The organism is Pseudomonas juntendi, from assembly GCF_009932375.1.
Classification (GTDB): Bacteria; Pseudomonadota; Gammaproteobacteria; order Pseudomonadales; family Pseudomonadaceae; genus Aquipseudomonas; species Aquipseudomonas juntendi.
Genome location: NZ_BLJG01000111.1, coordinates 24,744 through 46,514 on the forward strand (window position 1 = coordinate 24,744; position 21,771 = coordinate 46,514).

Sequence of the window (21,771 nt, forward strand, 5' to 3'; positions counted from 1 at the left end):
CTGCGCTGGATGCTTGAAAACACTGCAGGCACAAAGGGGCCAGGATGCTCGACACCCACGCCAGAACCCGATCCGGCGGGTGAAGGCTACCCAGCCGATCCGGATTTCCAACTGCGGGGCGGCTACAGCAACGTGATGCTGGACGCCGCCGCCCCTTTGCTCGGCTTGGTCATGCGCATCCGCACGCTCGATACACTGCCCAACCTCGAACAGGTGCACCGGCAGGTGCGCAACCAGATCGAAAACATTCAGCAAGAGCTGCGTCAGCATGGCTACGAGGCCACGCAACTTCTGGCCTATTCCTATGGCCTGTGCCTGTTCATCGATGAAGCCGTGATGGAGAGGCCCTGGGGCCAAGCAAGCCTCTGGAGCCAGGAGCCCCTGCTCAGCATTTTCCACAGCGAAACGTTCGGTGGCGAAAAGATCTTCACCGTGATTTCGCGCCTGATGCAAGAGCCCCGGCAGTACAAGGACGTGCTGGAGTTCATGTACTTCATCCTGTGCCTGGGCCTGAAGGGCAAGTACGCCCTGGCGCCAAAGGGCGAAGAAACGCTGAACACGCTCATTCACCAACTTCACGGAATCATCCGTGAGCTGCGTGGACCCACGCCGACAACAGTCTGCGACCCCTACACCAACGTCGCCCCGCGCAACTTCCGCATGAACCGGCAGTGGCCCTGGTGGAGCCCGTTGGTGATTTCTGCCATTGCGATGGCCACAGCCTACGGCATCTACAGCTACCGCCTGCACCTGATCACCAATGAGGTGCTGCAGTCGCTCAACGGCATCTTGCAGCAGTAAACAGGCGGCACACCCGAATTCAACGAATTGACGGGGCATTTACCTCGTTGAAAAAGCCCATCGATTTCGATGGCCACGCTGCCCTTTGTGCACGTGCTTATCCACATGGACGCAGGAGAAACTGCCATGCCAACACCCGCTTACATCAAGATCGAAGGCCAGACCCAAGGCAACATCACTGCGGGCGCCTTCACCTCCGATTCGGTCGGCAACGTGTTTGTCGAAGGCCACGAAGACGAGATCCTGGTACAGGAAATCAAACACCGGGTAACCGTACCTACCGACCCGCAAAGCGGCCAGCCGGCCGGCCAACGCGTACACAAACCGTTCGCCTTCACCAGCTCACTGAACAAGGCGACACCGCTGATGTATCAGGCGCTGGCCAGCGGCGAAATGCTGCCGACCGTTGAAGTCAACTGGTATCGCACTTCCGTGGAGGGCAAGCAGGAGCACTTCTTCACCACCAAGCTGGAGGACGCCACCATCGTCGACATCAACACCACCCTGCCTCATGCACAAAACAAGGAGAACGCTGACTTCACCCAGTTGATCGAGGTGTCGATGTCATACCGCAAGATCTCCTGGACCCACGTCACCGCAGGCACCGAAGGCTCCGACGACTGGCGTAAACCGATCGTCTAACCCGGCTGAACACCCCTGGCAGGCATGCCCTGCCAAGGGTTTTTGAACTCTCAGACGGCGGAAGGATTTTTCATGGCCAGCCAATCTGATTTGCGGTACACCTTCGAGCCACTCGTTGGCAATGCCGAATTTGAAGTGGTGTCGTTCGAACTCAAGGAAGCGATCAGCACGCCCTTCACCCTCGAGCTGGAATTGATCAGCTTCGAACCCGACATCGATTTCGGCCAACTGCTGGATAAACCCATCGTGTTCACGATCTGGGATGGCAAAGGTCCGGTGCGTTACGTGCACGGCCTGGTCAGCCGATTCAGCCAGGGCGAAAGCGGCTTCTACCGTACCTACTACAACGCATTGGTCGAACCCATCCTGGCCCGCGCCGGACTGCGCTCGAACTGGCGCATCTTTCAGCAAAAGACCGTCCCGCAGATTCTTGAGCTGATGCTCAAACGTCAAGGCATCGTTCAATACGAGCTTCGCGCGATCAGGGATCACCACGTGCGCGAGTTCTGCGTGCAAGCGGGCGAGACCGACCTTGCCTTCATCGCCCGCCTGGCGGCTGAAGAGGGCTTTGTCTATCGCTTCGAGCACAGTGAAACCCTGCATAAGCTGATCATCACGGATCAGCTGCTATCCCTCGGGCTGATCAGCCATGGGGCGCTCAAGACCGACAACAGTGACGAAGGCTTCTTCGACGGCGAAGACGTTATCGACCCCGACACCGTGCTGTATCAGTCCGACAGTGGCGGCGATCAGGCCAGGCCTTGCCTGCGGCGCTTTTGCTACAGCGAGCACGTCAGAACCTCGCGACAGGTACAGCGCGACTACACCTTCACCAACCCGGCGTATCGCCAGGAACACCGTGCTTCAGGCGCTTTCCTGGAACACCAGTCCAGCGACTACGAGCGCTTCGACTACCCTGGCCGCTACAAACGCGATGCCGTGGGCAAGCCGTTCACTGAAAACCGGATCACCGCCCTGCGCCATGATGTGCGCATCGCGCAGGTGCAGGGGGATGACGTCAGGCTGCAGCCTGGCCTGAGCTTCACACTCACAGGCCACCCTCGCGACGACCTAAATGTGCATTGGCGCGTGAACAGCGTGGCTCACAAGGGCAGCCAGTTCACCAGCCTCCAGGAAGAAGCAGCCGGCGTCGATCAAAGCACACGCTATGAGCAAACCGCCCAACTGGTACCCGGCAGAACCGAATGGCGCCCTGCTCCGCTCGAAAAGCCCCGCGTGGACGGCCCGCACATGGCAACCGTGGTCGGCCCTCCGGGCGAGGAGATCTACTGCGACGAATGGGGCCGGGTCAAGGTCAGCTTCCCCTGGGACCGGGAGAGCAACAACGACGAGTTCAGCTCCTGCTGGGTGCGTGTATCCCAAGGGTGGGCAGGTGGCAGTTGGGGAGCGATGGCCATCCCGCGCATCGGGCAGGACGTGGTCATCCAGTACGTCAATGGCGACCCCGACCAGCCGATGATCACCGGGCGCACCTATTGCGGTAACCAGCTGCCCCCCTACGACCTGCCCGACCACAAAACCCGCATGACCATCAAGAGCCAGACCCACAAGGGTGATGGCTTCAACGAGCTGCGGTTCGAGGACGAGCTGGGTCGACAGGAAGTGTTTATCCATGCGGAGAAGGACCAGAACAACGTCGTCAAACACAACGAAACCACCTTCGTCGGCAATGACCGCAGCGAGCGGGTGGATCATAACGAAACCATCTCCATCGGTGCCAACAAGACCGAGACCATCGCATTGGCCAAGGCATTGACCATTGGCGCGGGCTATCAGGTCAGTGTCGGTGCGGCAATGAACACGACAGTTGGTCTTAGCCAAAGCGAACAGGTAGGCATTCACAAGTCCGTGATCGTTGGCAACCGCTTCAACATCACAGCAGGCGACGAACTCAGCATCACGGTTGGTAAAGCGTCGTTGGTCATGAAGTCCGACGGAACCGTGCTGATCAACGGCAGCAACTTTGACTTCAGTGCCACAGGGCCTGTGCAAATCAACGGCAAGGATGTCGATCTTAACTGAAGGGGTAACCCAGGATGGAATTTCGCAACCTGACGCCGTTTGACGTCATGTGCTTCAGTGCGCTCGCGCCTGACGGTCAGGAACATCCCGTTATTGCAATGAAAGTTGGATACCGCCTTGAACCGATCAAAGAGAGACCCGGACAATGCGATGCTGTCGTGATGGATAAAGATCCGGTCCCCTTATGCAGAGCTGATACCTATCATGACGAGCCTGGATTCAGTTCTGTCCTTGAGGAAAGCGATCTTGCGCCCTTCAAACCGCGTTGTGATGTAGTTGTTGTTGGCCACTCTCATGCTCCCGAGGGGCGTCCAGCTCAAACGTGGGAAGCTGGGTTACGCATTACCTCAACTCGACCTCGACTAGAAATCGTCGATCCGCTGCCTCCGAAGCGAGCTCCAGGCGTTTGCCTAACTGCTGATGAACTGCAGGAACACCAAGCCGCCATACTTGCAGTGCGACAGCGCAACAGAGAACAACTCACACCGCTTCTACTACTAGATAAAACGCTTCGCTTCACCGGCCATCGTGAGTTTCACCGCAACTTCCTTGGCTGGCACCTCACCGAGCCAGATCCCGCCGAATGCGTTCCGTTGCGCTGGGAACAGGCTTTTGGTGGATCGAGCCAAATCGCTAACCCGCAGTTCGGGCACATGCCGAATGCGCCCGAGTTCTTGCTCAATGAAGTCTGCTTTAGTAACCCATTGGGTTGCGGCTGGCTGGAGCAACGCTACGAGCGAATACATCATGAGCAAACCGGTGAGCAACTGGCGCGCTTACCAGCCCCTCAAGTAGAACACCTGGACGCCCCTGTTGAGCGCTTACTGCGTTTGAAACATCCAAATGGGCCTCTGGATGCATCGGCAATGGCCAAGCTAGCCGCCACCTACGGCTGCACTCCCGCAGGGTTTGGTGTCGTAGGCCGAGCTTGGGCACCACGCTTAAAGCTTGCTGGTACCTATGACCAGGATTGGGAAGAAAGCCTATGGCCAGAGTTACCGCACGACTTCGATTTTTCTTATTGGAACGGCGCACCCGCCGACCAGCAAATACCCTTTCCCACGCCTGATGCTCACATTGCCCTGTTCAACCTTACTTCTCCAGCCCTGAGCAAAAACGGGCTCTGTAAGGTCCAGTTACCTGGCCATCGCCCCTTCGTACTCATACGCATGACCAGCGGAGTGATGATACCGCTGCCGATGCTCACCGACACACTGCGTATCGATACAGATGCTATGACGCTATCGATTACCCACCGCATCAGCCTACCTAGGTCGCTCGACATTCGGGTACTTGAAGCACGCTTCGAGACTAACCCGGACGCCCCCATCATCCGGCGTAAACCTCGCCATATCCGGGAGAGTGCCTGATATGGCTAAGAACGTCGCGGCTCGTCAACAAACGAAGTGGACTGTCATCAGCATCGCTCCCGATGTTTGCAAAACGCCCATGGGTAGCAGCATCCCACCCGTTCCCTACCCGGTCACCGCCGAACTCGATACCAGCGCCGGTGTCGCCACTAGCGTACGCGCGAATGGCCATCCGTTAGTGGTCTACAAACGCAGTTTCACTCCCAAAACTATTGGAGACGAAGCTGGCAAAGCCAGAGGGGTCAAGAGTGGCACTGTCGAAGGCAAATGTCATCCGCTGGAGCACAGCAGTTCCGTGCGGGCAGAAAGGCACCAACTGGTTCGTCATGGCGACCTGTTCTGGATGAATGGGAGTTGATGCGATGAGCGATCCCATTCAACTCGACACTCTTGTTGTTCAAGTCCATGAGGTGCCGCTGCGTAAGATGTCGCATGGTCCCGACAGAATATTCGTGCAGACAGATGGCACCGGCAAGGTGCTGGTGGATTTCGCTGACGGCCCGAATGAGTGGGGAAAATCTCTGGAACTCACTGAAGCGCAATATGAAGATTTGCGCCAGGAAGCGTTTCATAAGGAACTGGCGGATCTAGACGACATACCCAAATACACTGATCTCTATCCCTCTCTAGACAAAGAATTAGGTGGCGCAAGTACTACACCCAACGGTAACACCTTGGGCCGAGTAAATGGCGAGACCGCCGCAAGTGGCGATGATGCTAAGCACTCAAATCCGGAGGTGGAGAGCGAAACGCCGGCAGAAGGCTTTACGGATGATGAGATCCTTGACGCCGTACAGATGGGGCTCGACGTTATTGGCCTGATTCCTATCGTGGGTGAGCTTGCCGATGTGGCGAACGCTGGAATCAGCCTCTCGCGCGGTGACTATGCGGGGGCAGCTTTGTCTCTGCTATCAGCTATCCCCTTCGCAGGATACTTGGGTACAGCAGGTAAGATCGGGCGCCACGGCGCCAAAGCTGTCGCTGAAGCTTCGGCAAAAGCCGCGAAAGAAGGAACTGAACGAGCAACGAGAGAGATTTCGAGCGATGCTGCGGGAGAAGTAGCAGAAAGAACCGGAGCGAAAGTAGCAGCCAGCCCTAAAAGGCTGAGAGATCAGTATCTTGGCCGCACACCCGGCAAGAGTTCTAGGACTGGCCGGGAGGTTCAAGAGCGAATGAGGGCGGAAGGAAAGCTGAAACCAGACCCGCTTACTGGAGAACCCATATTCCAAGCATCCAACGGCAATTGGTATGATTTGTCTAAAGCAGACATGGCCCACAATACAGACGCTGTCAGCTGGTGGAATAAAACAGGAAGGAAATTTGGGGCGAAAAGCCCTGAGGTTAGAAAGTGGATGCTAGACTCAAGAAATTATACTATGGATCACTATTCCCTCAATAGATCGGCAGGTGCTAGGCTAGGTGAAACATACAAGCCCCCACTAAAATAGAGATCATAATGAAGAAAAAACTAAGCAGTGAAATTGAAGAGAAAATACAAGCCCTTGGGAAATCCGGAAGAAAAGCCTGGATTGACGGGCACACCAATGAAGCGGAAAGATTTTTCCTAGGCTGCTGGGAAGCAATACCCGAGCCCAAGCTTGAATATGACTATGCTCAAATACTGTCGAGAGGGTTGGTCAAATTTTTTAGGGATACTCATCAAGTAGAGAAGGCCAGAAACTGGGTCAATGTCATGGAAAAAGCTTATGGAACTACAAAAGATGTAGACATTGAGTTCCTAACAGCGACAGTTCATTACGTGGCAAATGACTTAGAAAAAGCCTACGAAATTTTTTATTCTCAATATCACAAATATGGCAAGCGACCATTTGAAGGGGAAGACAGGCAGTATCTTGACTTCACACTAGAACGTATGAAAGGAAAATAATATGCAGCTCAGCGAGAAGACTTACGCTGCCATCGACAGCCTATCCCAGCAGGGTAATACCCTCATGGACGACGATAAATTTGACGCTGCCATTGAAAAGTGGAGCCAGGCCCTAGATCTACTCCCCAAGCCGTCCGTAGAATGGGAGGCATTTATGTGGCTATCTGCATCAATTGGGGATGCTCAGTTTCAAAAAAAGAACTATCTGCTCGCAGCCAGCAGCCTCCAGGACGCACTTAACGCCCCTGGCGGAATCGAAAATCCATTCATACATTATCGATTGGGACAGTGCCAACTAGCCCTTGGAAACTCGACTGCAGGGTTAGAATCCCTCCTGAAAGCCTACATGCTCGATGGAAAGGACATTTTCCTTGCAGAAGCAGGCGGCGCTGAGCTGCTAAATATCCTGAAAGACCAGAAACTTATTGTTTAGTTTTTCAACGCCACAAGCTCATGATGCATCCTTACCGCTAGGAGGAGGATGCATCTTGGATGGGAGGTGTCCATTGTTCACACTGCACAACTCCGAGAATTCGAGCCGAACTTCACGCGTCAAAAGAGTCGAATCGAAAGCTTACCGTCCGCTACCAACTGGACGTGAAGACCAGAGCCAGGTGGCGATCAGGAACCGCTAGGTAGAATTTTCGGATGGGACTTACCAATATACAATGTCAAGTTTATTGTTTCTGAAAAGGCGATGGAACTGGAATCTCAGCAGTGGCGGTCATGCTCTTGGAGGACATTCAGGGCCATCTACTTGAATTATTCCCACAATTGGGCGTAGGTCTAGTGCATCGCAGACTTTACCATACGCCAAACTATCTGACCCACAGCCAAGTTCAATAAATTCGACGAAGCGGAGATGAGCTACTCCTGCGTCGATAGATCTGATTTACTTATCGAGAGCGGCAAGCGGCTCCTATTTATGGCGATTGGCGACATAACGAGGCATACCAGAATAGCAACAAATAACCCAGGACCACCAGCCAAACTTGGCAATCTAATAAAAACATACCACAGACTAAGCCACTGAATTAGTAAGCATAAAACAAAAAAACCCAACCAATGAACAAACAACTTGAAGATCATCTTCCTAAACACCAGGCAGACATGATAAGCATAGCACTTGAATACGTAGACAATAGAGCTGACGAAGTTTTCGTCCATACTGCATCCGAAGAAGGAACATCCTCTTTCGATGTATTCTATAAAATCAATGGTAAAATAGTGAGAAAAGAAGAGATCAATTCTGCCGTCAACCCCGGCGAAACTAAATATGACGACTCAGAAGAACGGCAAGACGCGATGCTGGATATTGGACTAGATAACATCGAAGCCATTGAAGAAAAATGTCTCGAATTCGGAGTTAAAACACCCACAGAAATGCGATTGCATTACGATGTAAAAAGTGGGAGATTTCGCGCAAAATTACGATACGATAATGTCTTCACCGACACCCCAGATCTGTTACCAGGAAACGTATTCGATGCGTGGTATTCAAGCGAGCTAAGAGGTGAGTCAAGTCTGGGGCCTGCCTAAAATGAAATCTCGGCTATCAGCACATCAGCTTCATCAATAAATCACTGCACCCTTTCATTACATGGACCCACCAACAACAGAAGGGGCGAAACAGCATAACCTTGACGACTGTTTTCGCCCCGAGCCATTCAGCAAAACTTATGTAATCGTACTATTACACTGCTGTCTTTGTAAGAACTTCCCAGGCAATTTAATTTTTACTTTCAACCAGAAAGAAATCCCCTACAGAATATGGAGACCTAACCACGTATATACGACAGAATTGAATAGCTCTCAGCATTCTGCCTGCTGGCATCCTCTCAAGCCAGACCGCAGTTGCCCCTTGCCAGGGGAAATCGACCTTGGTACGTAAGCAACGGTTTGGATATTGAGGGGTTCCAACCCAGGATGTCATGCTCTGCACTGCAAGCAGCGGTCTGCCTGCATTGATCACAGTTGGAGCATCATGTTCGTAGTCAGCATGCCTTCCCAGCGATTGGGCAACAAATGCCTCAATCCTAACGTTGCAACGAGAGTTGGTTTTCATCAATGGCAGTTGCATCCCCGAGGCGCACGATGAACCTGCTCCAGTTGCAATGCTTCCTCGCCGTCGCCGAAGAACGTCACTTCACCCGCGCGGCTGATCGCCTGCATATCGAACAATCCCCACTCTCCCGCACGATTCGTGACCTGGAACATGATTTAGGAGTGACCTTGTTCGAGCGCGGCGCCGGTATCGGAACGAATCTGACAGCTGCTGGCCAAGCACTGGCAGAATCCGCCCCGCGGATCTTCAGCTTGGTTGATCAGGCCCGCAGTGCGACTTTGGCAGCCGCTGCAGGTTAACTCGCGACACTGCACGTTGCCCTCTCCGACGGCATCCTGCCCAAGCGCCTGGCAGCGCTGCTGGCCTGCAGCCGCGAGGAAGAGCCCGACATCAACCTGCAACTGTTCGAGGTGCCGCTGGCCGAGCAGCTCAAAGGCCTGCAACACAACCTGACTGATCGCCCAAGGCAAGTTCCCCAAGCCCATCAAGCTGGGCGTACGTGCGGTCGGCTGGAACTCCCTGGAGGTCGAGCGCTGGCTGATCGACCGCGTTTCGCCACGCGGCTGAGGCAACTGATCTGCCGCACCGCCATCGAGGGCTTGGACCTGGTAGTGTCGAATGACGCGCAAGGCCAGTTGAACACCCTACTTTTGCATGTACCGGATGGCCGACTGCGGCTGCGTAACCTGCGGTCACTGTTCCGGCCACACTACCACCTGTTGTTATCGATACACAGGGCGTACGCAACGTACTGCTGGAGATGGCGATTCTGGCGTCCGACCTGGTGCTGTCGCCGGTCACGCCGGAGATCCTCGCGGCCCGCGGACTGAGCCGGGGCACCCTGCAGTGCTCAAAAACCTGGCGTCCATTAAGGCAGGCGCTATGAGCAAACCGCCCAACTTGTTCCCGCTAAAACCGAGTCGTGCCCCCCATCCGCTCGAAAGCCCCGTGTGGACGGCCCGCACATGGCGACCGTCGTCGGGCCGCCTGGTGAGGAGATCTATTGCGATGAATGGGGCCGGGTCATGGTCAGCTTCCCCTAAGACCGGGAAAGCAACAAACAACAAACTCAGCTCTTGCTGGGTGCGGGTATCCCAGGGTTGGGCCGGTGGCAATTGGGGAGCGGTGGCCATCCCGCGTATCGGCCAGGACGTAATCCAGTTCCAGGCAGAAGGGCATAGTCAGCGACCAACGACGCATAAGGCAGGCGCTCAGATACGTAGTGTAGCCGCATAGAGCTCCTGGCCGTTGACCTTGGCGGCCTTGGGCGCAGCGATGAACAGCCGTGCCCTGCGCCCGATGACAAATGGCTCGATCGCACGCTCCGCACCGTTGTACAGCCAGCGTTTCAATTGGCCCAGAATCATTGGCGCGTGAGCCGTGTCTTCCACAAAGGCAGCCAGTTCACCCGCTTGCAGGAGGAAGCCGCTGGCACCGATCAAAACACTCCGAGGCAAAAACCGCCTCTACGCGATCTCAGCGTTATGTGCCCTGTTCAACAGTCTGGCGCTTTGCTTGATCGCGGCTGTGGCGCTACAGTTGACCAATTGAGTAGGATTTAACGCTCATACTCGTTGTACGGTTAGTTTCGTCCTGGATACGACACATCCAGATCACGTCGGGGCTGCCTTGAACGGAGGTGCGATGATTAACCGAACAGCGGCTGACTGGCAGCGCCTGCAAGACCTGCCAGCGCTGCTCGAGCAGCTACCTACCCTCGCTGCAGAACTGGCGTTCGCCTTCTACAGCTTCACCTACAGCAGCCAGGACCATCAGCTCAGCGCAGGCAACCTTCCGCCACAGGGCACGCAATTGGTCCAGGCAGCACTGGACTTGCGGCCAGACACTCGCCAGTACTCGAACATGCCCGTGATGTGGAGCGAAAACGCATTCCAGTCTGCCACCGGCTCATGGGCGACGGCCTATGCTCTGGGCCTGCGTTACGGCTGGATCCAGCCGCTACAGGACGGTAGCGGCCGCAGCAGCCTGACGCTGCTGCGCCCTCATGTCAGGCTGTCGATCACCGAGCATTACGAAAAAGCCGCGTGGGTCATGTGGCTGGGTGAGCGCCTGCACCTGGCAGCCGCCCGGGAGGCAGGCCTGGCTGAACGCGAACATGGGCCGGCCTTTAACCCAGCTCTACGAAATCGCTGTAATTGAAAATGTACTTGGAACTTCGTGGCTGACAGAAACGAAAAAAGACGCCGAAGCGTCTATTTTCGATGATTTACAGACCTCAATTGAAACCTGTAAATCCATATTTGGAGCGGGAAACGAGACTCGAACTCGCGACCCCGACCTTGGCAAGGTCGTGCTCTACCAACTGAGCTATTCCCGCGTCGTGATGGGTGCCATTCTAGCGATTTCAAAAACCGCGTCAACCCCTTGATTCAAAAAAACTTTTACTTCTGCTCCGAACCTTCGCGCAGGTGCGGCCAGGCCGCCAGCAGATAGTGCGCCATCGACCACAGTGTGAGCCCCGCCGCCACCAACAGCAATGCATAGCCGAGAATCACCCAGAAGGTCACCGCTGGCGGGTTGCCCAGCAGGATCACCAGCGCCAGCATCTGCGCTGCGGTTTTCCACTTGCCCAGGTTGGACACGGCCACGTGCGCCCGCGCGCCCAGCTCGGCCATCCACTCGCGCAGTGCCGAAACCACGATTTCACGGCCGATGATCACCGCCGCCGGCAGGGTGAGCCAGAAATTCGCGTGGGTCTGTACCAGCAGCACCAGGGCCACCGCCACCATCAGCTTGTCGGCCACCGGGTCGAGGAAGGCACCGAACGGCGTGCTTTGCTGCAGGCGACGCGCCAGGTAGCCGTCCAGCCAGTCGGTGGCAGCGGCAACCGCGAACACGCTGCTGGCGGCCATGTAACTCCACTGGTACGGCATGTAGAACAGTAGAATGAAGCACGGGATGAGCAGGACGCGTAGAACGGTGAGCAAGTTTGGAATATTCATCGGTACGACTGGCCGCAAGTTGAGCCGGCATTCTACTCGCTATGCAGGCTGGCATAAATTGATTCGGCAAGCTTTTTGCTGATGCCGGGCGCTTTGGCAATTTCATCGATACTGGCGCGGTTGAGCTCCTGCAGGCCGCCGAAATGTTTCAGCAGGTCGCGGCGGCGCTTTGGCCCTACCCCGGCAACATCTTCCAGGCTGGACACCCGCCGCGCCTTGCCACGCCGGGCGCGATGGCCGGTGATGGCAAAGCGGTGGGCTTCGTCACGGATCTGCTGGATCAGGTGCAAGGCCGCAGAATCGCCCTTGAGGGTGAATTCGTGGTGCACGTCGTTCAGGTACAGGGTTTCGAAACCGGCCTTGCGCGTGACGCCCTTGGCGACACCCAACAGGGTCAGTTCGCTGAAACCCAGCTCCTGCATCACATCGCGGGCCATGTTCAGCTGGCCCTTGCCACCGTCCACCAGCAGCACGTCGGGCAGTTTGCCCTCGCCGTCCTTGATACGCCCATAGCGGCGGGTCAGGGCCTGGTGCATGGCGGCGTAATCGTCGCCAGCGGTGATGCCTTCGATATTGAAGCGGCGGTAGTCGGACTTGATCGGCCCCTCGGGGCCGAACACCACGCAGCTGGCTACGGTGGCTTCGCCACTGGAGTGACTGATGTCGTAGCACTCCAGGCGCTGCGGCACTTCGTCCAGGCCCAGGACCTCGGCCAGGGCCTCGAAGCGGGCCGCCATGTGCTGACGGTTGGCCAGCCGGGCGTTGAGCGCCTGCTCGGCGTTGGTCACGGCCAGTTGCTGCCAGCGGGCACGGGTGCCCCTTACCCGGTGGCTGATGGTCAGCTCGCGCCCACGCAACGTGTGCAGGGCCTCGGTAATGGCGGTGAAGTCTTCGTGCACAACGTTGACGATCAACTCGCCTGGCAGTTCGCGCTCTGCATTGCCCAGGTAGTACTGGGAAAGAAAAGCGGCCATGACCTCGGCCAGGTCTTCCTCGATGCCCACCTGCGGGAAAAAGTTCTTGCTGCCCAGTACCCGCCCACCGCGCACGCTGATCAGGTGCACGCAGGCGCCACCCGGATTGACGAAGGCAGCGATGACATCGACATCACCTGTGCCACCTTCGATGTACTGCTGGTCCTGCACGCGGCGCAGCAGGCTGATCTGGTCGCGCAGTTCGGCGGCTTTTTCGAAATCGAGTGCCATGGCGGCTTTCTCCATTTCGGCATTCAACTCATTGCCCAACTGCTGGCTGCGCCCTTCCAGGAACATCACCGAATGGCGCACGTCCTCGGCATATTCCTGAGGGCTTACCAAGTCGGTGCACGGCCCTTTGCAGCGCTTGATCTGGTACTGCAGGCAGGGCCGGGTGCGGTTGGCGTAATAGCTGTCTTCGCACTGGCGCACGGAAAAGGCCTTCTGCAACAGGCTGAGGCTTTCACGTATGGCGCCGGCGCTGGGGTATGGGCCGAAGTAACGGCCCTTGGCCTTTTTCGCGCCCCGATGAATACCCAGGCGGGGAAACTCCCCGTCAGACAAGAACACGTAGGGGTAGGACTTATCGTCGCGCAGCAGGATGTTGTAGGGCGGCCGCCATTCCTTGATCAGGTTCTGCTCCAGCAGCAACGCCTCGGTTTCATTGGCGGTGATGGTGGTCTCGACCTGGGCGATGCGCGCAACCAGCGCGGCGGTCTTGGGGGCCAGGCCGGTCTTGCGGAAATAGCTGGCCAGGCGCTTTTTCAGGTTCTTGGCCTTGCCCACATACAGCAGGCGGGCGTCGACGTCGAACATCCGATAAACGCCGGGGCGACCACTGCAGGTCGCCAGGAATGCGCTGGCATCAAAAACTTGGGACATGAGGTTTACAGGCTTGCGTCAACCATACCGTGGCGAACGGCCAGCAAGGTCAATTCGACGTCGCTGGTGACCGAGAGTTTTTCAAAGATCCGATAACGGTAAGTATTGACGGTCTTGGGCGAGAGGCACAACTTGTCGGAGATGATCTGCACTTTCTGGCAACCGACGATCATCAGGGCGATCTGGATTTCCCGCTCGGACAAGGCGTCGAACGGCGAGCCTTGTGGCTGGAACGGCTTGAGCGCCAGCTGCTGGGCGATCTGCGGGCTGATGTAGCGCTGGCCGGCAAATGCCAGGCGGATGGCCTGGACCATTTCATCGAGCCCTGCGCCCTTGGTCAGGTAACCGGCAGCGCCGGCCTGCAGCAAGCGCGTGGGGAACGGGTCTTCCTCGCACACGGTGACTGCAACCACTTTGATGTCTGGGTGGCTGCGCAACAGTTTGCGAGTGGCTTCCAGGCCGCCGATGCCGGGCATTTTCACGTCCATCAGCACCACGTCTGGCTTCAGCTCACGGGCCAGCTTGAGCGCCGACTCGCCCGAGTCCCCCTCACCCACCACCTGCAGGCCGTCAATGTCGGCCAACATGCGCGTAATACCGGTTCGTACCAGATCGTGATCATCGACGACTAAGACCCTAATCAAGCACACACCTCATCAGCAGGGCGATTGGATCCCGCCACCTTAACAAAATTTTTCACAGTGGGCCTAACGCATTACTTCCGTCAGAAACGTCCGACGCTCAACTGTGAGAATCCATACTGTTTACCGGGGTTTAACATGACCCGTCAAGCGCGCCAGCAGGTAGGCAACGTGCCGGCTGATCGTCGATATGGATCCTTGATGCCTGCGCCGTTCGCGCTGGACACGCCAGCGCCTGGCGATCACTCGATAGCGCGCTGCATACGCACGAAGCAATCGTCTTCACCCATCTCGATAAACCCATGGCGCTGGTAAAGGCGGCGTGCCGGATTGCTGCGAAACACCATCAGCCTGAGCAGCGGCAACTGCCGCTGCCTGGCCCACAGTGCCAACTGCTCCAGCACCCAACTGCCAACACCGCGCCCGCGGTGCTCGGGGAGCAAATGCAACTCGCGGATGAACAGGGCCTGGCGGTCCTGGCTGAGGCTGCAGTAACCCAGCACCGCGGTGCCATCTGCCACCAGCCACTGTTCGCGCCAGCCCCAGGCCTGGTCGAAGGCGTCTTCCACCCATAGCAGACCATATTGGCCGTAATAAGGGAGCATGGCGCGGCGAGTCAGGTCGCGGGCGAAGGTGCAGTGGCTGGTGGTGGCAGGGATCAGTTGCAGGCCCATGTCAATCAACGCTCACGGTCGCGGTTGACGTTGTGCCCGGGGCTGTCCAGTAGGGCAGCCCCAGGCACCGATGCACGGAGGCGATCAGTAGTTTCGCCAGGTTGGCGAGGGGCGGGGTCAGGCCTCAGGCTGCTCGGCAGCAGGCTCGGCGGCAGGGGCGGCAGCCTGTGCCTTGGCCTTGGCCCGGTTACGGCGTTCCTGGCTGCGGTGCCGCGCAGCCTGCTGCTTGGCATGCAGTGCCTGTGCAGCAGTCACGGTACCCGCGGCTTGGCCACTGAGGTCCAGGCGCGGTGCATTTTCGACCATGCTGGCCCAGTACCTGGCGCCGCGGCACCAGGTGGAAATACCCAGCTTCAGCTGTTCACGGGTCAGGCCGAGCAGCTCCAGGTGTTGCTCGGCATCCTTGAAGATGCCTTCTTTGAGCGGCACCTTGGGGGCCGGGTTGACCGGGAAGGCCAGGGGAAAATGCTTCTGCAAAGGCCAGATCGCAGCGACCGCCGGATCCTGTTCGCGCGGCTTCGCCTGCGGGGACGGCTTGCGCTTTGGCTGTTTCGCGCTTTCGGCCTTTACCTGCTGTTTCTCCGCCCGCAGGCGGTCGCGTAGCTCTGCTAGTTGTTCAAAACCCATCGTTCAATTCACTGCTTGTGGTTGATTGCGGGGTGCAAGGATAACCCATGCAGCCACCCCAGTGTTTGCAGGTCATCTTTCCATCAGCTGAATACCCACAACACCCGCGTTGGTTTGCCGGTCAGGTTGGCATAACGAAAGCTGGCATGTGGCTGCAGCTGGAAACTGTCATTGGCGCGCAGGGTAACGGGCTCACCGCCGTCGAGCCACACGGTCAATTCGCCTTCGAGCACGAAACACCCCTGCTCTGAACTGTCGTCCAGGTACTCCTCGCCACTGCTCGCCCCAGGTTCAAGGTGGCTATCGAGCATGGAGAAGGCGCCACTGATGCTGGGGGATGCCAGCACATCGGTGATGCCACCGGCCAGGTGCAAGGTGCGGCGCTCGTGCGGGCGGGTAACCCAGCCGAGCTCGCGGGGCTTGGCCAGCTTGTAGAAGTAGGCAGTCGACACACCGAGCTCTTCGCTGATGGCCGTCAGGTCGGCGACGGTCGGGCGCGAAACACCGCGCTCGACCTGGGACAGGAACCCCACCGAGCGGCCGATACGCTGGGCCAGCTCGCCAAGGGTCAGGCCCTTGAACTTACGCAGGTCGCGAATCAGTACTGCCAGGCCTTCGATTTCTTCGTGCACTTTCATAGTTGAATCGCGACGTTCGGACGGAAAAACAATGCCCTGAAAAGTACAGGATTCAACCTGCAAAGCAAAATGCTTCCAGGCCTTGCGCGTGCCAGCCAGGCAAACCGGGGCCGCTTTGCAGCCCCGCTGAGGCTACCTGCCGCTCAGCGAACAGCCTCATACGTGAGGTCGAGGCATTTGCGCGCCTTTGCCACCAGCTCGTCGATCTCGGCAAGGCTGATCACCAAAGGCGGCGCGATGATCATGGTGTCGCCCACCGCGCGCATGATCAGGCCGTTGTCGAAGCAGTGCTGGCGGCAGATCATGCCCACGCCTTTGCCTGGGTAGCGGGTGCGGCTGGCCTTGTCTTTTACCAGCTCGATCGCGCCCAGCATGCCCAGGCCACGCACCTCACCGACCAACGGGTGGTCGGCCAGCTCACGCAGGCGCTGCTGCAGGTAAGGCGCAGTCTTATCCTGCACCTGCGTGATGATCTGCTCGTCGCGCAGGATGCGCAGGTTCTCCAGCGCCACCGCCGCGGCCACCGGGTGGCCGGAATAGGTAAAGCCGTGGTTGAAATCGCCACCTTCGCTGACGACCCGCGCCACCTCGTCACGCACGATCACGCCGCCCATCGGTATGTAGCCCGAAGTCAGGCCCTTGGCGATCGTCATCAGGTCGGGCTCGAGGTCATAGTAGTCAGTACCGAACCACTGCCCGGTACGGCCAAAGCCGCAGATCACTTCATCGGCCACGAACAGGATGTCGTACTTGGCAAGGATCTGCTTGACCTTTGGCCAGTAAGTGTCCGGCGCAATGATCACGCCCCCGGCACCCTGGATCGGCTCGGCGATGAAGGCTGCGACGTTGTTTTCGCCCACCTCCAGAATCTTGCGCTCCAGCTGCTCGGCGGCCCACACACCGAAGTCGGCCTCGGTCATGTCGCCGCCCTCGCCGAACCAGTACGGCTGCGGGATATGCACGATATCCGGGATCACCCCGCCCTGCTGGTGCATGCCGCTCATGCCCCCCAGGGCAGCGCCTGCCACGGTAGAGCCGTGGTAGCCGTTGATGCGGCCGATGATCACCTTCTTGTCGGGCTGGCCTTTCAGCGCCCAGTAGTGGCGCACCATGCGCAGCACGGTGTCATTGCCTTCGGAACCGGAGCCGGTGAAGAACACATGGTTCATGCCTGGCGGGGCCAGGTCGGCGATCGCCTTGGCCAGCTCCAGCGCCGGTGGGTGCGCGGTCTGGAAGAACAGGTTGTAGTACGGCAGCTGCTTCATTTGCTGGCTGGCGACCTCCGCCAGCTCATCGCGGCCATAGCCGACCGCCACGCACCACAGGCCAGCCATGGCATCGAGGATCTTGTTGCCCTCGCTATCCCACAGGTATACGCCCTTGGCCTGGGTGATGATGCGCGGGCCTTTCTCGGCCAACTGTTTAGCATCGCTGAACGGCGCCAGGTGGTGGTCGCGGCTAAGCGCTTGCCAAGCCTGGGTCTGCGAATTCTGTGCACTCATTGTCTTCACTCCATCAGGTCGCGCAGGCGCGCTGCGCGGTGGGGTTGCTTGCGGTTCTGGCGCAGCAGCGAGCGCTGGCGGCAAGCCGCGCCGAACGCCTGGAACAGGGTCAGGTACTGCGGGTTGTCCATGACCTGGTACTCGGGGTGCCATTGCACGGCCAGGCTGAAGCCCTGGCCGTTGTCCAGCGAGATCGCCTCCACCAGGCCGTCAGGCGCCAGCGCCTCCACCCTCAGCCCAGGCGCCAGCACATCGATGCCCTGGCCGTGGATGGAGTTGACCTCGAACACTGCCGGCAAGCCCAGGCGCTCGAGCAAACCACCTGGCTGCACATGCATGGTGTGGCGCGGGCCATATTGCTTGTCGATGGGCTCGCCCGCACGTTCGCGGTGGTCCATGAATGCGCCAGCCTCATGCACGTTCTGATGCAGGGTGCCGCCCAGTGCCACGTTCATTTCCTGAAAACCACGGCAGATGCCCAGCACCGGCACGCCGGCGGCGATCGCCGCGCGCATCAGCGGTAACGTGGTGGCGTCCCGCAGCGGGTCGTGCTGGGTGCCCTCGGCACTGGCCGCGCCGTGGTAGTGAAACGGCTCGATATTGGACGGCGAACCGGTAAAGATCAGCCCGTCCACCACCGCGAGGATGTCGGCGCTGTCGAGCAGCTCGCCCAGGCTGGGTATCACGATGGGCAGGCCGCACGCCGCCTTGGCTGCCGCACGTGCATACTTCTCGGCAATGGTCTGGGTGGCATGCTGCCCGCTCAGGGTGGTGCAAGCGGTGATGCCGATCACGGGCACACGTGGCATAGCGTCCTCCGGCAATGGGTATTGCGCGTGGTTTAGGTTGGCAAGGGATGAGGGCGAACCGCAGGCGCTACAGGAACCAGCGATACTCGCGGGCATCGATGTGGCGCATGAAGTCCAGTTGCTCCTGGTACTTGTTTTCGCAGTAGACCATCACGAACTCGCTGCCCAGGCCTTGCTCCAGCACCGGGTGATGACGCATGGCGGCCAGGCCGCTGAGCGGGTCCTTGGGGAAGTCGATGCCGCTCTGGCGGTCGTCGTTCAGCGGGGCGATGGGCTCGACGCCCCGCTCCAGGCCGTACTCCATGCCGATGAGAATGGCCGCCAGCACCAGGTACGGGTTGGCATCTGCGCCTGCCAGGCGGTGCTCGATGCGCAGGTTGCGCGGGTCGGATTCGGGGATGCGAATGCACGCATCACGGTCTTCGAAGCCCCAGCTGGCCTTGCTCGCGGCGTTGACCATGGCACCGTAACGGCGGTAGGCGTTGTGGTTGGGGGCAAAAATCGGCATACAGTGCGGCAGCAGTTCCAGGCACCCCGCCACCGCATGGCGCAGCTTGCGCTGTTCGGCAGCGGCAAGCAGGTTGTTGCCGTCGTTGTCGTACAGGCTGACGTGCACGTGCATGCCGCTGCCTGGCGCATCCAGGTAGGGCTTGCTCATGAAGCTGGCACGGTAGCCGTGCTTCAGGGCAATGCCCCGGGTACTGCGGCAGAACAGTGCCGACCAGTCAGCCGCGGCAAGGGCATCGTCGCTGTGCGAGAAGTTGATTTCGAACTGGCCTGGGCCCAGCTCGGCAGTGATCACGTTCGCCGGCACGCCTTGCTCATTGGCGCCATCGACCATTTCATGCAACACCGAGGAAAAGCGCGAGAGGCGCTCGATGTGCATGTTCGGCTGGTCGTCTGCGTCGCCGCTGGCAGTGTCACGCGGGTAACGGGGCAAGCCGTTGTCCAGCGCGCGATCGAACAGGTAGAACTCCAGTTCGAACGCCACCACCGGGTGTATGCCACGCCTGGCCAGGCGCTGCAGCACGCGGGCCAGCACTTCCCGTGGCTCGAACTCGATCGGTTTGGCGGTGCCGTCGGAGGTGATCAGCATCTGGGCGCTTGGTTCTTTTTCCCAGCGCACCGGCTTCAGCGTACCTGGCACCAGCCGCCGTACGGCATCCGGGTCGCCGTCGGCAAAGCAGTAGTCACCTATGGGGTAAAGGCCGCCCTGGGTACCCAGCAGCACGCAGTTCTGCGGCAGCTTCAGCGGTGCCCCAGCTGCAACCTTTTCCAGCATGTCGATGGGGTAGCGCTTGCCGTAGAAATGCCCGGGAATGTCCAGCGCAATCAGGTCGACATAACGTATGGCCGGGTGCTGCGCCCGAAACGCACGCACTTCAAGCAGCAAATCCGCAGAGGGGGCACTCATGTTTTTGTCCTTGTGAGGTGAACCAACTCAAGTGAAGACTCGCCCTTGAATGCCGCCCGCGTTTGCAAGGGCTTCAACCTCTGGCACGGCTTCAATAGCCTGGGCGCTCGTGAAATTTTCGCAGATATTTTTCATGAAAAAATACATTAAAAATTTCACGCGTCAAGATCATCTGCGTGCCGCCGGTCTGCGTCTGCGCGACTTGGCCCCTGCCACGCGCAACAAGCCAGTAGCTTAACTACTGGCTCTGAGAAGCTTGACTGTCTCACTTGCCACCCGAGGGCGCTGCTATGGTGGAAGCACTTATGCAATCAAATGAACGCCAACCTGGGAGGCAGCATGACAGTAGACAAAGTTGCAATCATCACGGCCGGTGGCAGCGGCATGGGTGCCGCCGCAGCTCGGCGCCTGGCCGCGGATGGCTTTAAAGTGGGCATCCTTTCTTCATCGGGCAAGGGCGAGGCCCTGGCCGCGGAGCTTGGCGGCATCGGCGTTACCGGTAGCAACCAGTCGGTTGAAGACCTGCAGCGCCTGGTAGACGCTGTGGTCGGCAAATGGGGCCGCATCGATGTGCTGGTCAACAGCGCGGGGCACGGCCCACGTGCGCCCATCCTGGAGATCAGCGACGAGGACTGGCACAAAGGCATGGACACTTACCTGCTCAATGTCATTCGCCCGACACGCATGGTGACGCCCTACATGCAGCGGCAAAAGGGTGGCGTGATCATCAACATCTCTACCGCCTGGGCATTCGAGCCGAGCGACCTGTTCCCCACTTCCGCGGTGTTCCGCTCGGGGCTGGCGGCCTTCAGCAAGATCTTCGCCGACACCTACGCCGCCGATAACGTGCGCATCAACAACGTGCTGCCGGGCTGGATAGACAGCTTGCCAGCCACAGAGCAACGCCGCGACAGCGTACCGCTCAAGCGTTACGGCACCCCCGAAGAAATTGCCGCCACCATCGCGTTCCTTGCCAGCGAGGGTGCTGCCTACATGACCGGGCAGAACATCAAGGTCGACGGCGGCCTGACGCGTAGCGTGTGAGGCTGCTGCCAAGGTAAGCGCGCCTCGTCACTTGCCGGCGATCGATGGGCTTGCCACGCAACGTTGGGCGTTCAAGTAACGCGAGTGCTTCAGCCACGCCTGCTGCGGGTAGTAGGCGAACACGTAGCTGCCGCGTTGCAGCGTGTGGATCAATTTCTCGGCAATCGCCGGGCGTACGGCAGGGCAACCCTGGCTGCGCCCGAGGCGGCCGAGGCTAGGCACCACGCTGGGGTCGGCGTACGCTGCGGCGTGCATGACGATCGCACGCGCCATGCTGTTGTCATTGAACCCTGGCTCCAGCCCCTGCAGGCGCAACGAGCGCCCATGCTTGCCATTGTAGGCCTGGCCGGTTTGATAAAGGCCGACGGAGGACTGGTAACTGTTCGGCGCGTTGGAAAACGCGTTCGGCAGATCGGCGCCGCTGTTCTTGCCATGGGTGACCCACTCTTCGAACAACAGCTGCCTGGCGCGCAGGTCGAACACCCACAAGCGCTTGTCACGCGAGGCCCTGGAATAATCGATAACGGTCAGCAATTTGTCCCCTTCCCCCTGGCTCGCACAGTGATAGGCGGTAAGCGCCAGGGCCAAGGTCGCCAGACTGGCGGCGGGTGCCAACCGCTGCAGCTCGGCAGCACTGGGCAGCGACTGCGCCTGAGCGCTGTGCCAGGCACCGAGAATGATCAGGCCGGCAATGGCCATCGCAAGCCGCACAGCGCGGCGCACTGAGGTGAACATCGATACGGATCCCTGTTGGAAAACGGGCCTGTCCAGCCGTTGCTTGCAGCCAAATGCGG

General features: G+C 58.8%; 23 protein-coding genes, 1 tRNA gene and 3 pseudogenes. 15 read left to right on the forward strand and 12 right to left on the reverse strand.

Annotation, left to right across the window (positions count from 1 at the left end):
• The first annotated feature begins 9 nt into the window (after positions 1 to 9).
• The 13 genes and pseudogenes from icmH to GYA94_RS28235 all read left to right on the forward strand — a co-directional run.
• Positions 10 to 801, forward strand: coding sequence for a type IVB secretion system protein IcmH/DotU (gene icmH / locus GYA94_RS15655; protein ID WP_255326944.1), 792 nt, complete (start codon positions 10 to 12; stop codon positions 799 to 801).
• A gap of 126 nt (positions 802 to 927) precedes the next feature.
• Positions 928 to 1,443, forward strand: a complete 516-nt coding sequence (locus GYA94_RS15660; protein ID WP_054905717.1) for an Hcp family type VI secretion system effector — start codon at positions 928 to 930, stop codon at positions 1,441 to 1,443.
• 72 nt (positions 1,444 to 1,515) lie between these two features.
• Positions 1,516 to 3,486 (forward strand): type VI secretion system Vgr family protein, encoded by a 1,971-nt coding sequence (locus GYA94_RS15665; protein ID WP_161892656.1) that lies wholly within the window; start codon positions 1,516 to 1,518, stop codon positions 3,484 to 3,486.
• Between the two features lie 14 nt (positions 3,487 to 3,500).
• A complete protein-coding gene (locus GYA94_RS15670; RefSeq protein ID WP_161892657.1) occupies positions 3,501 to 4,856 on the forward strand; it encodes a DUF2169 family type VI secretion system accessory protein in 1,356 nt (451 codons plus the stop codon).
• A gap of 1 nt (position 4,857) precedes the next feature.
• Positions 4,858 to 5,214: a DUF4150 domain-containing protein gene (locus GYA94_RS15675; RefSeq protein WP_082414554.1), complete on the forward strand. Its 357-nt coding sequence runs from the start codon at positions 4,858 to 4,860 to the stop codon at positions 5,212 to 5,214.
• Positions 5,215 to 5,218: 4 nt separating this feature from the next.
• On the forward strand, positions 5,219 to 6,304 hold the full coding sequence (locus tag GYA94_RS28225) for a GH-E family nuclease (protein WP_255326941.1): 1,086 nt from the start codon (positions 5,219 to 5,221) through the stop codon (positions 6,302 to 6,304).
• Between the two features lie 8 nt (positions 6,305 to 6,312).
• Positions 6,313 to 6,744, forward strand: coding sequence for a hypothetical protein (locus GYA94_RS15690; protein ID WP_218031603.1), 432 nt, complete (start codon positions 6,313 to 6,315; stop codon positions 6,742 to 6,744).
• A 1-nt stretch (position 6,745) separates the two neighbouring features.
• Positions 6,746 to 7,177 carry a tetratricopeptide repeat protein gene (locus tag GYA94_RS15695; protein ID WP_161892658.1) on the forward strand — a complete coding sequence of 144 codons (432 nt, stop codon included), beginning with the start codon at positions 6,746 to 6,748 and terminating at the stop codon, positions 7,175 to 7,177.
• A gap of 632 nt (positions 7,178 to 7,809) precedes the next feature.
• Positions 7,810 to 8,283 carry a DUF600 domain-containing protein gene (locus GYA94_RS15700; protein ID WP_161892659.1) on the forward strand — a complete coding sequence of 158 codons (474 nt, stop codon included), beginning with the start codon at positions 7,810 to 7,812 and terminating at the stop codon, positions 8,281 to 8,283.
• Positions 8,284 to 8,838: 555 nt separating this feature from the next.
• Positions 8,839 to 9,108 (forward strand): LysR family transcriptional regulator, encoded by a 270-nt coding sequence (locus GYA94_RS15705; protein WP_161892660.1) that lies wholly within the window; start codon positions 8,839 to 8,841, stop codon positions 9,106 to 9,108.
• Between the two features lie 190 nt (positions 9,109 to 9,298).
• Positions 9,299 to 9,376 carry a hypothetical protein gene (locus GYA94_RS15710; protein WP_438826240.1) on the forward strand — a complete coding sequence of 26 codons (78 nt, stop codon included), beginning with the start codon at positions 9,299 to 9,301 and terminating at the stop codon, positions 9,374 to 9,376.
• Positions 9,343 to 9,683: pseudogene (locus GYA94_RS15715) on the forward strand (ParA family protein); the annotation flags it as partial. The gene GYA94_RS15710 and the pseudogene GYA94_RS15715, both read left to right, overlap by 34 nt.
• Positions 9,682 to 10,000 (forward strand): annotated as a pseudogene (locus GYA94_RS28235) (phage baseplate assembly protein V); the annotation flags it as partial. The pseudogenes GYA94_RS15715 and GYA94_RS28235, both read left to right, overlap by 2 nt.
• Here the strand turns inward: GYA94_RS28235 and GYA94_RS15720 are convergent.
• Positions 9,975 to 10,143, reverse strand: a pseudogene (locus GYA94_RS15720) (IS66 family transposase); the annotation flags it as partial. The pseudogenes GYA94_RS28235 and GYA94_RS15720 overlap by 26 nt on opposite strands.
• Before the next feature lie 310 nt (positions 10,144 to 10,453).
• On the opposite strand from GYA94_RS15720, the gene GYA94_RS15725 reads away from it, so the two are divergent.
• Positions 10,454 to 10,969: an autoinducer binding domain-containing protein gene (locus GYA94_RS15725; protein ID WP_161892661.1), complete on the forward strand. Its 516-nt coding sequence runs from the start codon at positions 10,454 to 10,456 to the stop codon at positions 10,967 to 10,969.
• A 102-nt stretch (positions 10,970 to 11,071) separates the two neighbouring features.
• Here the strand turns inward: GYA94_RS15725 and GYA94_RS15730 are convergent.
• The 10 genes from GYA94_RS15730 to GYA94_RS15775 all read right to left on the reverse strand — a co-directional run bounded on the left by GYA94_RS15730 (position 11,072) and on the right by GYA94_RS15775 (position 19,933).
• Positions 11,072 to 11,147, reverse strand: a tRNA-Gly gene (locus GYA94_RS15730).
• 64 nt (positions 11,148 to 11,211) lie between these two features.
• Entirely contained in the window at positions 11,212 to 11,772 is a 561-nt protein-coding gene (pgsA, locus tag GYA94_RS15735) for a CDP-diacylglycerol--glycerol-3-phosphate 3-phosphatidyltransferase (protein WP_029885978.1), read from the reverse strand.
• A gap of 32 nt (positions 11,773 to 11,804) precedes the next feature.
• Positions 11,805 to 13,628: an excinuclease ABC subunit UvrC gene (gene uvrC, locus GYA94_RS15740; protein WP_161892662.1), complete on the reverse strand. Its 1,824-nt coding sequence runs from the start codon at positions 13,626 to 13,628 to the stop codon at positions 11,805 to 11,807.
• Positions 13,629 to 13,633: 5 nt separating this feature from the next.
• The gene (gene gacA, locus GYA94_RS15745; protein ID WP_003251380.1) at positions 13,634 to 14,272 is read right to left on the reverse strand and encodes a response regulator transcription factor GacA; all 639 of its coding nucleotides are present in this window, start codon (positions 14,270 to 14,272) and stop codon (positions 13,634 to 13,636) included.
• Between the two features lie 239 nt (positions 14,273 to 14,511).
• On the reverse strand, positions 14,512 to 14,943 hold the full coding sequence (locus tag GYA94_RS15750; protein WP_009686323.1) for a GNAT family N-acetyltransferase: 432 nt from the start codon (positions 14,941 to 14,943) through the stop codon (positions 14,512 to 14,514).
• Between the two features lie 117 nt (positions 14,944 to 15,060).
• Entirely contained in the window at positions 15,061 to 15,570 is a 510-nt protein-coding gene (locus tag GYA94_RS15755; protein ID WP_161892663.1) for a ProQ/FinO family protein, read from the reverse strand.
• An 83-nt stretch (positions 15,571 to 15,653) separates the two neighbouring features.
• Positions 15,654 to 16,208: a helix-turn-helix domain-containing protein gene (locus GYA94_RS15760; protein WP_009686321.1), complete on the reverse strand. Its 555-nt coding sequence runs from the start codon at positions 16,206 to 16,208 to the stop codon at positions 15,654 to 15,656.
• 143 nt (positions 16,209 to 16,351) lie between these two features.
• Positions 16,352 to 17,710, reverse strand: a complete 1,359-nt coding sequence (locus GYA94_RS15765) for an aspartate aminotransferase family protein (RefSeq protein ID WP_161892664.1) — start codon at positions 17,708 to 17,710, stop codon at positions 16,352 to 16,354.
• Positions 17,711 to 17,715: 5 nt separating this feature from the next.
• Positions 17,716 to 18,519 carry a gamma-glutamyl-gamma-aminobutyrate hydrolase family protein gene (locus GYA94_RS15770; RefSeq protein ID WP_161892665.1) on the reverse strand — a complete coding sequence of 268 codons (804 nt, stop codon included), beginning with the start codon at positions 18,517 to 18,519 and terminating at the stop codon, positions 17,716 to 17,718.
• 67 nt (positions 18,520 to 18,586) lie between these two features.
• Complete coding sequence (locus tag GYA94_RS15775; protein WP_161892666.1) at positions 18,587 to 19,933, reverse strand: glutamine synthetase family protein; 1,347 nt, start codon at positions 19,931 to 19,933, stop codon at positions 18,587 to 18,589.
• Positions 19,934 to 20,272: 339 nt separating this feature from the next.
• Between GYA94_RS15775 and GYA94_RS15780 the strand changes: the two genes are divergently transcribed.
• Positions 20,273 to 20,977: an SDR family oxidoreductase gene (locus tag GYA94_RS15780; protein ID WP_110679272.1), complete on the forward strand. Its 705-nt coding sequence runs from the start codon at positions 20,273 to 20,275 to the stop codon at positions 20,975 to 20,977.
• Positions 20,978 to 21,004: 27 nt separating this feature from the next.
• On the opposite strand, the gene GYA94_RS15785 is transcribed toward GYA94_RS15780, so the two are convergent.
• Entirely contained in the window at positions 21,005 to 21,712 is a 708-nt protein-coding gene (locus GYA94_RS15785) for a murein L,D-transpeptidase catalytic domain family protein (protein WP_161892667.1), read from the reverse strand.
• Positions 21,713 to 21,771: the final 59 nt, after the last annotated feature.